Genomic DNA, 13736 nt, shown 5'->3' with positions numbered 1-13736 from the left:
TACGCAAACAGGAGTTAAAATGCTATCCTCACCCCGACCTTTCCCTTGAAGGGAGAGGATTAAGAGCCCGCCCTGAATTCATTTCAGGGTGAGGGTGAAAGGAGGTTAAGATGCGTAGTGTCTTGGCCTTAATCATAACTCTGCCACTGGTTTTGTTGGGTGCACAGTGGCAGGCATTGAATGGTCCGCCTGCAGGCAGGGCGGATGATATGTGTATGGGGTGGGACCCATTGCATTATTACTGGGTCATCTATGCGGCTGACCAGACGCATAAGTTGTATAAGTCAACGGATGAGGGAGAGTTGTGGGATTCATTGACATACCTTGATGTGACGAAGAATCCCATCTGTGTGATTTGTGAGCCGCAGAATGCCCAGGTTGTTTATATTGGCAAGAATGGTGATGTGCCGGTCTGGAAATCGGTAAATGGTGGTGAGACCTGGGAGCCAAAGAGTTACGGGATTACCAATACCCAACCCCTTTGTTTTGCAATGGATCCGAATAATCCGAGTGTGGTTCTTGTTGGCTGTGGGAGTGATGGTGCACAGCCCACTATCTTTAAGACAACAAATGGTGGCCAGACCTTGAGTTCTTTGTCATCACCTATACCAGATGGACCTGTTCACGATATCGCTGTGTTTTCTGGGTCTCAGCGCCTTCTCGTCTCTGTCAGTGACCCTTATCCGGGTGCTTATCAGGGAGGATTATTTTTATCAACTGATGGGGGACAGTCCTGGACTCGGAAATTAACATGGGATTCACGGAGCGTAGAAATCTCACCAAGGGATCAGAATTATGTATATGCTACTGCGCATGATTATGACCAAATCTTTCGTAGTTCAGACGCTGGTAATACTTGGACCTTTTTAGGTAACGCCCCAATAGTGTGGATTTTTGACATCGCAATAGATCCGTCAGATCCAGGGGTAGTATTTATCGGAATGGACCAAGAGGCCATCTCCTGGTCTACCAATTATGGAAATAATTGGTTACCCAGGAATCAAGGAATTATTGCGGATAGTATCTTTACCATATGTATCAATCCTCAAGATAAATCAAAAATGTGGGCAGGTGGGCCGTTGGCAATTTACAAATCACTGCGGCAGGGTGACTGGTGGAACGAATGTACTAAGGGTATGAGAATTGAGCCTGGACGAGCATTGACCGCAAAATTTCCTAATGTAATTTACAGTCTAACAGGTGGTTCAGTGCATCGGAGTTTTAATTTTGGGAAAGATTGGACTACATTATATAAAGCAATTTGGTTTGCGGCTTATGACATTGCTGTAAATCCTCAATTTCCCGCAAATGTTTTCATTGCAGTTGAAGAAGGGGCACAGGTTAATCACATATATAAAACTGAAAATTATGGTAAAGATTGGTGGGTCTGTTATTCACCGCCTTTTAATCCCACCCGGATAAAGCTCTCCATTGACCCGGTTAAACCTGATACGATTTACGCTGTTTTCCGGTATGGTGGACCTGAACCTTTAGCAAGAAGCACTAACAATGGCTATAGTTGGGAATTGCTATCAGTTGCATCTCCTGAGCCGAGTCTTTATGCTGTCATAAACGACCCGATTTATTCTGAGACGCTTTATGTCGCTGGTGAAAACGGCAAAGTTTATTGTAGCACGAATGCAGGCATAAGTTGGGTAGAAAGAAGTAACGGACTGTCAAATTCAACTGTTGAGGTACTGGGAATCGATCCTATAAATACCGCAATAATATATGCAGGCACATTAAATAATGGAGTATACAAAACGACCAATTATGGTGTTCAATGGTTGCCTAAGAATATTGGATTAGGAAGCGACCCTCCAGAGGTACTACCCGAAATTTGGTCATTGGTGATTGACCCAGAGGAGCCGACGATACTTTATATAGGTGTCCGTTATCCTACTACCTTTGAAGGTCGTGCATATCTCTCAGTAGACGGTGCAGCTAAGTGGTTTGAAATAAGCAATAATCTTGAGCAGATGAGTCCTTATGACCTGATAATTGACCCGATGTATGCAGATACGACTTTTGCTAATACTGATAAAGGAGTATACATTTACAAACCAGAATTCAACAAGTCGCTCGTAAGCAGTTCATCTGAGGCGACCTTTGCCAACAATGGCAGGAAGTTGTTACATATTTATGCGACAAATGAATTATGGGCTTGTTATGAGTCAGGCGGGGTTATCTATGCGGTCCATTCAACCGATGATGGTGCGACCTGGTCAAGAAAGATGGAGATAGGGGAAGGATATACCCCGGCGCTTGCCATCCGTGATGTCCCTGATTATCCACCCTATATTGTCTGGTGGGCAGATGGTGAGATACGGGATACGATTTATTTTGCCGGATATATCAGTGGGAATAAATGGTCTGACCCATTCCCGCTTGTTGTCTCCCGGCCCGATATTGATTTCGGTCCACCTTCGTTTGTGATTGGTGATTACAATATCGGTCATCTTGCCTATTCTGATGGGAGCAATTCTTATTATACGAGTTTCAGTGTTTATAATCCGGGTAATTAGAGTACTGAGGTCATCGGCTCTGGGATAAATCCCTGTATTGGTTTTATGCCGACCCAGGAATATCCACAGGTTCATTGTGTCTTAGAGGATGATGGGGTTATTTACTATTCGGCACGCGGTGAGAATGGTTGGACAGATTATTATGAGGTATCAAGGGATGAGGGTAATAATATTACGATTACGGATTGCCATCATCCATCTTTAGTTGTAGAGGGTGACGTTGTCTATGTGGTCTGGGATGGTGTTCTTGACGGTAATCGCAATATCTTCTGGCGTCATCTTACTTATTTTGGTGAAGAATCTTCCTGGTCCTGGATCTGGCCCGTGTGTAATACCCAAAATCCATCTGGTTATCCGATCTTGACCACGGGATTTTTCTGTTCCTGGGTAGAAAGGCAGGGTAATGATTATGAGATATACTATGCCCGTTATGAACCGCCGGTATGGGGCTGGCGCGGCCAGACGAATTTGAGCAATAGTCCGGATAAGATTTCGGTCTTTTCCCATCTTGCCCACAAGCAGACTGATCAAGGGACCGATATCTACTTTATCTGGACTGAGAATTCTGTGCCACCTTATGATATCAAATTTGAGAGGGTAACGATTGGTGGAGGTGGTGGTAGTGGTCCTGATGCGTTGGCTGGTCTGCCTTTGTATATTGCCAAGGGCGGCGAGGAGGAAAAGTCACCATTTAATACAAGGCGTGGGAGGTATATTCAGTATGGTAATTTGCCATATCAAAGAGTTGATATTGATAGTCAATATATTGGATATAGATTTGAGAATTTAGATTATAAAAGAGATTATGATTTGGTATTTTGTGTATATCAGCATGGGTATAGTAATTTACCTTTGTTTTTAAAAGTTGTTGGAGTGCAGGTTGGTGTTGTAAATATTCCTCAGGATACATTGATAATTCGGCGGCATCGTATACCGGCGAGTATTTATGCGGATAGTGTGATTCAGATAGAGGTTTCTGGTAATCCTGCTATCAGCGGAAGTTTTGTTTTGTATGAGTGAGAGAATCAGGTCTAAGGGTGGTCCACAGGACAAAGGGACGGTGGGGATAGGTTCGCGAAAGTCTACTTTTGAGGTTTATCCGAATCCATTCAACAATAATCTTACGATTAAGTTCCAAACACCGGGCCTCAAATCCCATAATCCAAACGGGAATGTAGGGTAAGGTTTTCTTCAAGAACCGATGGTTCTTTCAGAACCAGAGGTTAGCCTTGCGGTATACGATGTAACCGGTAGAATGGTTAAAGATTTTTCTTGGCTAACGGTAAACGGTGAACGGTCAACGGTTGTCTGGGTTGGTTGTGATGATTCTGGTCGCAGACTGTCTGGTGGGGTTTATTTTGTTAGATTAGAGGCAGGGGATTATAAACAGATTGAGAAGGCGGTGTTGTTGAGATAGGGGTGAAGGAGGGAGAAAAAGGCAAAGAGGGATTAAAAAGGTTGGAGAGAGTATCGGAGCCTCGATATCTCTTGTTGACTTTTTAATATTTTTCATTACAATTATTAAACTTGTTTGTGATAAAATTTTCGGTTTTCTCATTCGTTTTGTTTATTGGGATTATGACATTAAATATTGAGCATTTGTTTTTATTGGTTGAAGGGAGGTTTTAATGAATCTGGATGAAAGACTACAGAATGTATCGGTAATTGGTGCTGCAGGCAAGATGGGTAGTGGAATTGCAGCATTGATTGCCCAGGAGATGTTGAGATTGCGATTTGAAAATCCGGATAAAATTTATCGGCTGAATCTGATCGATGTAAGTGAAAAGGGACTTGATGGACTCCGAGATTATTTAAGATCACAATTTATAAGGACTGCAGAAAAGACAATTGTTTCGCTAAGAGACAAATACAAAGACCGCGCCGACCTTGTGGAGAATGCGGAGATTGTTGATGCCTATGTGAATGATGGTATGAAACTTTTGAATTTCAGCACTGAACTGACCCTGGCAAAGAACAGTCATTTAATATTTGAGGCAATAATTGAGGACGAAAAAGTTAAGATAAAAACCTATAAGTCATTGAAAAAAATGGTCTCAAAGGATACCTTCTTTTTGACAAACACCTCAAGTATACCGATAGGTTATCTTGATGAAAAATCAGGTCTTGATGGAAGATTGATTGGTTACCATTTTTATAACCCACCGGTCGTTCAGAAACTTGTGGAAGTTATATGTTCAAAATACACTAAGAATGAATTAAAGGATATTGCCGGTGAACTTGGTAAACGTCTTCGTAAGACACTCGTTCCTGCCAATGATATTTCTGGTTTTATCGGCAATGGACATTTTATGCGTGATGGTCTATTTGCCCTTGAAGAAGTTTTAAGATTGAAAGGGAAATATAAGTTACCCGGTGCAATTTATATAATGAATCGTGTGAGTCAGGACTTCCTTTTGAGACCCATGGGAATCTTCCAGTTGATAGATTATGTAGGGATTGATGTATTCCAGTGTATCCTTAAAGTAATGAGAACCCATCTTGGTGCTGATGAATTAAAACACAAATTGATTGACAAAATGATGAAAATGGGAATAAAAGGGGGACAATATCCGGATGGCTCACAGAAAGACGGTTTTTTAAAATACGATAAGAATCGTCCGGTTGGAATTTTTGATTTGAAAAAAGGCGAATATTTTATTATCAATGATGACTGGAAAAAGAAAATTGATAAGCAACTGGGACCTTTGCCTGAAGGTTTTGTTCCCTGGAAGGCACTGCTCGGAGACAAAAATAAAGAAGAAAAATTAAGGGCTCATTTTTCAGCACTAAAAAATATGAATACACTTGGTGCAGAACTCGCACTTAATTACTTAAAGAGGACAAAAGAAATTGCAGAGAATCTTGTAAAACAGGGTGTTGCAAACTCAGCTGATGATGTTAATGCAGTTTTGACCAATGGATTTTACTGGTTATACGGACCAATAAATGAGTATGCTAAGTAAATACCTAAAAGTCCAAAATGCCTAAATACCTAAAAATGAAGGTAGCTAAAAGTCCAAAATTCCTAAATTACCTAAATTTTAGGTATTTAGATAAGCAATCCATACGGGAGGTTTTATGCCTTTTTTGAGAAAAAAAATTTATGCCTGTGCAGGATATAATACAATTGCCCTGGGCTCAGGAAGAAAAGAGTTTCATCCTAAAAAACCCAGGCCCGGGATTGAGCATTACATTAAAGAAGCAGGTCTCGGTGCGATTGAACAAATTAAAAATCCTGAAAATATTGATGAGGGTGTGATTGGTAATTTTGTCGCAGATAGATTTTGTCGTCAGGGTAATCTGGGTGGATTTTTTCCTTATGTTCATCCAACATTTCAATACAAACCCTGTATCCATGTTGAAGGTGCCTGTGATTCGGGTGGGCTTGCATTGGTAACGTCGGTGAAAAATATCCTTTCGGAACTTGCGGATGTTGTTTTGTGCATTGGGGTTGAGGTGCAAAATACAGTTAAAGCATTATATTGTGCGGATTATCTTGCTGCAGCAGGCTGGTATGCAGGTGAAAGAAAGAATGGGCATGCATATTTTTTCCCTGATAAGTTTTCTGAGCGCGCTGGTGCATATATGAAAAAATTTGGTGAACAGAAGACAAGGGAAGCAATGGCACAATGGTATGTGAATGCGATTGAAAATGCAAGAAAGAATCCAAAGGCACAGGAATACCATAATACAAATCCTGATTTATTTAATACTGGAATGACAAAGCCAGACCCCAGATCATTTTGTGAATTTTTGAATGTCTATGACTGTTCAAAGGTATCGGATGGTGCAAGTGCCTTGATCTTTGCTTCAGAGGAAGGTTTGAAGAAAATTGGTGTTGATAAAAAAGATGCAGTTGAAATCGTTGCTTTTGCACAGGTGCAGGACAATATTACAACACCTCCACCTGATTTGACAAAACTAACGACCTGTGAAATTGCCGCAAAAAGGGCTTATGAGAAGGCAGGTATAAAACCGGGTGATTTGAGTGTGCTTGAGGTTCATGATTGTTTTACGATTGCCGGTATAATGGCTATAGAAGCTGCGGGATTTGCCAATCATGGTGAAGGTGCAGATTTTGTAAAGGCAGGTAAGACAAAGAGCAATGGTATTATCCCAACGAATACAACCGGTGGTCTTATTGGTTATGGCCACCCGACCGGTGCTACAGGTGTAAGGCAGGCGGTTGATGTTGTTCATCAATTACTCGGTAAGGCGGGTGATTGTCAGGTAAAGATTGATTCAAATCGTCCTTTTGGAATGATTTCGAGTATGGGCGGGAATGACAAGACCGTAGTTACAATGATTTTTAAAAAGACAGAATAGAGTGCTAAAAATTTCTTTACTTTTAACGATTTAACCAACCTGTGATTATCGGTTCTAAACTCTACTATCTTGACGAGGTTGATTCAACTAATGAATACGCAAAAAAAATTATCAATGGTGCAAGTGAAGGCACGGTAATCCTTGCTGATATCCAGACTGCAGGAAAAGGAAGGCTTGACCGTCAATGGTATTCCCCGGAAGGTGGGCTATATTTGTCTATTATTTTATTCGCAGAAAAGCAACTATTGATTCCGATTCTTGCTGGTGTCGCAATCTGCGAAACTTTTAATAACAACTATGATATTTTGTTGGGAATAAAATGGCCTAATGATATTCTCTTGAATGACAAAAAGATTGCTGGTGTTCTTGTTGAAGTTGTGGATACTGCTGTAATTCTTGGTATTGGCATAAATTTGAATATCCGCGAATTTCCTGAAGAGCTGGAAAAAAATGCCGGTTCAATATTTCTTGAGACGAAAAAAAAACTTGATAAAATGATGGTGTTTAATGATCTGTGTCGAGAGATTGACAATAATTATCAGATGTTGAAAGATAACAAAACAAGTGAATTACTTCAGAAGTGGAGAAATTATACAATTATGTTTGGTAAAACCGTGGAGATTGACACCCCTGAGAAAGTAGTCAAGGGTAGGGCGATTGACATTGCAGGTAATGGTGCTTTAGTTCTTGTGCTTCCCGATGGTAAGATTGATAAGGTTCTGGCTGGAGATTGCAGGATTATTAAAGAAATCAAACCTTGAACTTTCTTGTGAATATTGTGATAATTAAGTTCTAAGGCGGTGTTCTTCCGGTTACGAAGGATTGTATTGCAAAAAGATTAATTAAAAAATGAAATGTCGTGGCATAGATTACTCTGCAAAAAAGGAGAACTTATGACATACAAGAAATACCAAAATTATTATATTTTACGATTACAAAAAGGTGAAGAAATAATTGAGAGTATAAAAATTTTTGCAAAAAAGATAAAATTAAAAGGCGCATTTCTTTATGGTCTTGGTGTTGGTGAGAGATTGAAACTCGGTTATTTTGATGCCCATAAGAAATCTTATATAGAAAAGCATTTTGAAGACGAATACGAATTTACGAGCTTTCTTGGTAATGTTTCCTATTTTGAGAAAGAGCTGGTTATTCATATCCATGTTACAATTACTGATAAAAACTTTAATGCCTTTGGTGGTCATTTATTTTCAGGTTATGTTCCAGCAACATTAGAAATAATTGTTTTGCCGTTTGATAAAAAAATGGTGCGTAAAAAAGATTCTGATACAGGTTTGAATTTGCTTGAGATATAGATTGGCTTTGCCACAAAAGGATGTGGTTTAATTTTAAAATGGAGAGCATATGATTCAGATATATACCGGCAATGGTAAAGGAAAGACGACTGCAGCATTGGGGATTGCTATGCGTGCAGTGGGGCACGGGAAAAAGGTTATAATGATTCAGTTTATGAAGGGAAAGATAAATTATGGCGAACTGAAATCAGCAAAACTTTTAAAAAATTTTAAAATTGAACAATACGGCAGGCCGGATTTTGTTGACAAAGATAATCCTGCAAAAATAGATATTGAATTAGCAAAAAAGGGGTTTGAAAGGGCAAAAGAATTGATAAAAAGTAAAAAATACGATATTATTATTCTTGATGAGCTGAATGTGGCAGTAGATTATGGATTGATTTCTGTTAAAGAAGTTGTTGAATTGTTAAAGAAGACACCAAAGAAAATAGAGATAATTATAACTGGTAGATATATGCCTGAAGAATTACAGGATTACGCCGACTTGATAAGCGAAATCATAGAAGTAAAGCATTATTTCCAGCAAGGCGTTAAGGCACGGAAAGGAATAGAATATTAATAGATAACCCAGGGAACTGAATAATGTTTTTCTTGACATTGATAACTATTTCCATATAATATAATATTATTTATATAGGGAACGAAAACTTTAGGTTTTTTCATGATTGAACTGGGATTAACGAATAATTGAGAAAAAAGGAGGTTTATGATATTTCCCATAGAGAATATCTGGAAACATTATAAAAATAAATACAAGGCAATAAATATTGCTGCACTTTATGCACGAAAGATAAAGGATGAGCAGGGACAGCACTTGGTAGATAGTAAAGTTAGTCCAATCAGGGAAGCATTGATTAAGTGTTCTGCAGGTGTTATAAAATATAAATATAAAGAGTGAAGGTCGTTTTAGGAATAACTGGTTCTATTGCTGGGTATAAGGCATTAGAACTTATCAGACTTTTGAGGCGTAATGGTAACGAAGTAAAGGTAGTACTTACAAAATCTGCTCTTGAATTCGTTACCCCACTTACCTGCCAGACACTTTCTGATAACGAAGTTTATATTGACCAATTTGTTCTAACAAAGGGGATTAAACACATTTCACTAAATGATTGGGCTGACATATTAGTAATTGCACCTGCCACCGCAAATATCATTGGTAAGACAGCAGCAGGGATAGGAGATGATTTACTTTCTACAACGATAATCTCTTTTCAGAAGCCGGTGCTTTTTGTACCTGCGATGGATACAGGAATGTGGAATAACCGGATTGTCCAGGATAATTTAAAAAAACTGAAAAAAAACGGATATTATTTTCTTGAACCAGATTCAGGGGCGCTTGCTTCAGGCAAGGTTGGTAAAGGAAGATTTCCCAAATTGGATAGAATTTATAAAAAAATAATTGTTTGTGCTGCTGGATACAAAACACTTGCCGATAAAAAGATTCTCATAACCGGTGGGAGAACAGAAGAAGATATTGATTCGGTCCGGGTTATTACAAATCGTTCTTCAGGAATTATGGCACTTGAATTGTATGAGGCAGCAAAGTGCAGGGATGGAGATGTCAGGTTGATTATTGGACAGACGAGCGTTTCAGTGCCTGATGAGCCGGGTATATTCAGGGTGAGGACATCAGAAGAAATGTTGCAAACATTGAAAAAACACATTGAATGGACGGATACTCTAATAATGAGTGCTGCAGTTGGTGATTATAAACCTTTAAAGTTGTGTGAGACAAAGATTCACTCTGATTCTTTGAGATTGGATTTAAAAAAGAATATTGACATTTTGCAATCAATGAGAAGTTATAAGAAAAATAAAACATTTATCGGTTTTTCTGTAGAGGATAAAAATGTATTAAAAAGAGCCCGGGAAAAATTGAAGGAAAAGGGACTCGATTATATTATTTCCAATCCAGTTTCGGTTATCGGGAAAGAAACTACTTCTGTAACCATATTAACAAAGAATGGAAAAATTACAGAATTGGGAACAATGACGAAATGGGAGATAGCAAATCGTATTCTTGATTTAATTGTTGAAGAATAGAAAATGTTTGAAGATAAAAGAGTCCCACCACATTCTCTTGAAGCCGAAGAATCAGTCCTCGGTTCCGCGCTCCTTGATGAATCAGCAGTTGTTAAAATTCTCGAAATCTTAAAAGAAGAACATTTTTATTCGCCGGCAAATCAAAAAATTTTTCGTGCGATTGCTGATTTATATAATCATAATGTCACCCCCGACCTTGTTACTGTTACCGACTGGTTAAGAAAGAATAAAATGCTTGAAGACATAGGAGGCGCAGATTATCTTTCAAATATTGTTGCCAGTGTGATTACCACCGCAAATGTAGAACATCACGCCCGCGTTGTTCTTGATAAGGCAATAAAAAGGACACTGATTAGATCTTCTATGGATATTTTAAAGAACGCTTTTGAAGATGTACAAAGCGCTGCGGAAATGGTTGACATTGCTCAGAATCTAATATTCCAGATAAAAGAAAGAGGATTGCGCAAGGACCCCATGCCGATAAAGTTTTTTGTTACAAATATACTTGAGACAGCCGAGCGAATGCGGGGGGCAAGATTAGTTACTGGTGTTGAAACAGGATTTTTTGCATTAGATGAATTAACCTCGGGTTTTCAGAAAGGCGATTTTATTATTATTGCTGGAAGGCCGAGTATGGGAAAGACGGCATTCGCTCTCAATATTGCTGCCTTTGCCGCAATAAAAAATAATGTGCCTATAGCAATATTTTCTCTTGAAATGTCTGCCGAAAGTTTGACCCAAAGAATGTTATGTAGTGAAGCAGGAGTTAATTTGAGAAATTTGCGGCGTAACATTCTTACAGACCAGGACTGGGTTAATCTTGCAACTGCAGCCGGGAACTTAGACCGTGCGCCAATATTCATAGATGATAGTGCTTCTCTAACAATGCTGGAATTAAAGACGAAGGCAAGAAGGTTGAAAGTTGATTATGATATTCAACTTATTATTATAGATTATCTCCAGATGATTGCTGGTAGTCCGGGGATAAAACAGGCGGTTTCCCGTCAACAGGAAATTTCAGAGATTTCTCGTTCATTGAAGGCATTGGCAAAAGAACTGGATGTTCCAGTTGCCGTTGTATCCCAACTTTCAAGAATGCCCGAACACCGGGTAGGAGATCACAGACCAAGACTTGCGGATTTAAGGGAAAGTGGTGCGCTTGAACAGGATGCAGATGTGGTAATATTTATTTATCGCCACGAATTTTATCATCCCGATGATCCTGATACCAAAGGGAAAGCAGAGATTGATGTAGCAAAACAGAGGAACGGACCTACGGGCAGGATTGAACTCGGTTTTCAAAAAGAGTTTACAAGATTTACAAACCTTGCACCTGGTTCTATAGTTTCGGAGGTGGAGGATTTTGAGCCTTTTTAGCAATATTGCAGACTATGCTGAATCATTTTTGCGAAGTTTCTTTTTTCGCTGGAACTTTCGCAAGCACAAGATAAGAATTCTTGAGCAGATTGATAGTGTGGGTATTGGTTCACTGCCCATCATTATTCTTATCTCTGCATTTCTTGGTCTGGTCACAACCGTTCAGTTGTCATACCAATTACTTGGTATACTGCCCAGATATTTTCTTGGTGCAGTGGTGGGTAGAATGGTCTTAATTGAACTCGGACCAATACTTACTGGTTTGATCGTTAGTGGAAGATGTGCATCAGCAATGGCAGCAGAAATTGGGACAATGAGGGTTACGGAACAGATCGATGCCCTTGAATCAATGGCAATAAATCCATATCAATTTCTTGGTTTCCCCAGGATTATGGGAACACTCATTTCACTACCAATTCTAACCGTTTTTTCTGAATTTGTAGCAATTTATACTGGTGGATTATATGCCCATACATTTTTGAATGTTCCGCTCAGTGTTTATAATTATGGGCTGGTGAGAAATTTTTATCACCGCGACCTATTTGGTGGGTTGCTAAAATCAATTTTGTTCTCTTTCGCAATATCAACCTCTGGTTGCTATTTCGGGTTTAAGGTCAGGGGTGGTGCTAAAGAAGTTGGTGCGGCTGCTACCTATGCAGTTGTTACTGCCTGTGTTTTGATTTTGATTTTAGATTTTATTGTTGCCCTCCTTGTGTTTGGATAATGATAGAGATAAAAAATTTGACAAAACAATTTGATGGGCATTATGTTTTGAAGGATGTGAGTTTTACTGTTGAGGATGCGAATCTCGTAGTTGTTTTAGGACCATCAGGAACAGGTAAGACGGTTCTTTTAAAATCAATACTTCGCTTATTACCAGTGGATAGTGGAGCGGTTTATTTTGATGGGCGGAACATTTTGACAGCCGACATTAAGGAAGTATATGAAATAAGGAGAACTGTTGGTTTTATTTTTCAGAGCAGTGCACTGTTTGATTCAATGAATGTTTATGAGAATGTTGCTTTGCCCCTTTTTGAGCATACCAGGATATCGGATAGGGAAGTAAAAGAAAAGGTTAAGACATTATTGGAGATAGTAGGATTGCCGGGCAGGGAGAAATTATATCCTAATGCTTTATCAGGTGGGATGAAAAGGCTTGTTTCAATTGCCCGGGCACTTGCCCTCGAACCCCGTTATCTTTTTTATGATGAGCCCACAACCGGGCTTGATCCGATTATGCGCGACCGGATAGTATCCTTGATTGCGAATTTAAAGAAAGAATTTAAAAAAAGCGGGATTGTTGTTACTCATGACCTTGAGACAGCCCGGACAGTTGGCGATGTGATTTATATGTTAAAAGATGGACAGATTAAAAGATTGGAAAGGATTGAGAAAGGAATTTATGGATAACAAAATTAAAAGAACATTAGTTGGTGTTTATATTACGCTTGGTGTGATACTTTTTATTATATTTTATATACTTCTTTCAGGAAAATTCTCACTGCATCACACCAAGGAGATTAAGGTTTATTTTGATGATGTCACCTGGTTAAGAACCGGTGACCCGGTCATCATATACGGGATTGAGAAAGGAAAGGTTAAATCAATGTCGCTCCAAGGTGATAAGGTTCTGGTTGTTCTTGCACTTGCACCGGAAGTTGTGCTTTACGACGATTCAAAGATTTCTATTCGACTTGTAAGTTATCTTGGTTCTGACCGTTATATAAAAATCGTACCAGGAAAGAGCGGAGTAATTCCTGAATATTACTATGGTTATAATGCGTCATTTGATATTGAACTTGTGGCAACAAAACTTGATAGTTTGAGCAATCTGTTTAATAACTTAAAACTTCCGGATCTCGGTAATATTGGTGATAGGTTTACCAATATGCTGGATAAAAATATCAAGGAATTGAAAGAAATGATAAAGGAACCTAAAGACCAGTTGGGATTGATCGCATTGAAATTGGGTGTGCTTCTTGATTCGTTAAATGCACTCCTGCAGAAACAGGGAACTGTAGCGAAACTTGTAGAGTCTGATGAACTTTATGAAGAAATCAGGGAAACCAATCAGGCTTTGAAGTCATTGATTGAAGATATAAAGGCAAATCCCAAAAAATATTTGGAGATAAAGGTATTTTAAAAATGC

The 13736-nt window shown here is 39.0% G+C and carries 15 protein-coding genes; all 15 read left to right on the top strand.

What is annotated here, in order from left to right; genetic code table 11:
• Positions 1 to 110: 110 nt before the first annotated feature.
• The 15 genes from ABIL69_04625 (at position 111) to ABIL69_04555 (ending at position 13730) form a co-directional block, all read left to right on the top strand.
• Complete coding sequence (locus tag ABIL69_04625; protein ID MEO0123271.1) at positions 111 to 2525, top strand: hypothetical protein; 2415 nt, start codon at positions 111 to 113, stop codon at positions 2523 to 2525.
• 45 nt (positions 2526 to 2570) lie between these two features.
• Positions 2571 to 3545 (top strand): hypothetical protein, encoded by a 975-nt coding sequence (locus ABIL69_04620; GenBank protein ID MEO0123270.1) that lies wholly within the window; start codon positions 2571 to 2573, stop codon positions 3543 to 3545.
• Positions 3538 to 3708 (top strand): hypothetical protein, encoded by a 171-nt coding sequence (locus tag ABIL69_04615; GenBank protein MEO0123269.1) that lies wholly within the window; start codon positions 3538 to 3540, stop codon positions 3706 to 3708. Before ABIL69_04620 ends, ABIL69_04615 begins: the two co-directional genes overlap by 8 nt.
• An 18-nt stretch (positions 3709 to 3726) precedes the next feature.
• Positions 3727 to 3942: a hypothetical protein gene (locus ABIL69_04610; GenBank protein MEO0123268.1), complete on the top strand. Its 216-nt coding sequence runs from the start codon at positions 3727 to 3729 to the stop codon at positions 3940 to 3942.
• Positions 3943 to 4153: 211 nt separating this feature from the next.
• Positions 4154 to 5488, top strand: a complete 1335-nt coding sequence (locus ABIL69_04605; protein ID MEO0123267.1) for a 3-hydroxyacyl-CoA dehydrogenase family protein — start codon at positions 4154 to 4156, stop codon at positions 5486 to 5488.
• Between the two features lie 115 nt (positions 5489 to 5603).
• Positions 5604 to 6851: a 3-ketoacyl-CoA thiolase gene (locus ABIL69_04600; GenBank protein MEO0123266.1), complete on the top strand. Its 1248-nt coding sequence runs from the start codon at positions 5604 to 5606 to the stop codon at positions 6849 to 6851.
• A 41-nt stretch (positions 6852 to 6892) separates the two neighbouring features.
• Positions 6893 to 7612 (top strand): biotin--[acetyl-CoA-carboxylase] ligase, encoded by a 720-nt coding sequence (locus tag ABIL69_04595; GenBank protein MEO0123265.1) that lies wholly within the window; start codon positions 6893 to 6895, stop codon positions 7610 to 7612.
• 132 nt (positions 7613 to 7744) lie between these two features.
• Complete coding sequence (locus ABIL69_04590; protein ID MEO0123264.1) at positions 7745 to 8164, top strand: PPC domain-containing DNA-binding protein; 420 nt, start codon at positions 7745 to 7747, stop codon at positions 8162 to 8164.
• Positions 8165 to 8213: 49 nt separating this feature from the next.
• A complete protein-coding gene (gene cobO / locus ABIL69_04585; GenBank protein MEO0123263.1) occupies positions 8214 to 8723 on the top strand; it encodes a cob(I)yrinic acid a,c-diamide adenosyltransferase in 510 nt (169 codons plus the stop codon).
• Between the two features lie 147 nt (positions 8724 to 8870).
• On the top strand, positions 8871 to 9062 hold the full coding sequence (locus ABIL69_04580) for a hypothetical protein (protein ID MEO0123262.1): 192 nt from the start codon (positions 8871 to 8873) through the stop codon (positions 9060 to 9062).
• Complete coding sequence (gene coaBC / locus ABIL69_04575) at positions 9059 to 10210, top strand: bifunctional phosphopantothenoylcysteine decarboxylase/phosphopantothenate--cysteine ligase CoaBC (protein MEO0123261.1); 1152 nt, start codon at positions 9059 to 9061, stop codon at positions 10208 to 10210. The genes ABIL69_04580 and coaBC overlap by 4 nt, the downstream gene beginning before the upstream one ends.
• A gap of 3 nt (positions 10211 to 10213) precedes the next feature.
• Positions 10214 to 11587 (top strand): replicative DNA helicase, encoded by a 1374-nt coding sequence (gene dnaB / locus ABIL69_04570; protein MEO0123260.1) that lies wholly within the window; start codon positions 10214 to 10216, stop codon positions 11585 to 11587.
• Positions 11574 to 12311, top strand: a complete 738-nt coding sequence (locus ABIL69_04565) for an ABC transporter permease (GenBank protein MEO0123259.1) — start codon at positions 11574 to 11576, stop codon at positions 12309 to 12311. Before dnaB ends, ABIL69_04565 begins: the two co-directional genes overlap by 14 nt.
• Positions 12311 to 12997: an ATP-binding cassette domain-containing protein gene (locus ABIL69_04560; protein ID MEO0123258.1), complete on the top strand. Its 687-nt coding sequence runs from the start codon at positions 12311 to 12313 to the stop codon at positions 12995 to 12997. Before ABIL69_04565 ends, ABIL69_04560 begins: the two co-directional genes overlap by 1 nt.
• On the top strand, positions 12948 to 13730 hold the full coding sequence (locus ABIL69_04555) for an MlaD family protein (protein ID MEO0123257.1): 783 nt from the start codon (positions 12948 to 12950) through the stop codon (positions 13728 to 13730). Before ABIL69_04560 ends, ABIL69_04555 begins: the two co-directional genes overlap by 50 nt.
• Positions 13731 to 13736 lie beyond the last annotated feature (6 nt).

Source organism: candidate division WOR-3 bacterium (assembly GCA_039802005.1).
In the GTDB taxonomy this organism is placed as follows: domain Bacteria; phylum Hydrothermota; class Tepidihabitantia; order SM23-42; family JAOAFX01; genus JAOAFX01.
Note: the sequence above shows the minus strand (reverse complement) of the source record. Positions and strands in the feature narration are given on the sequence as shown.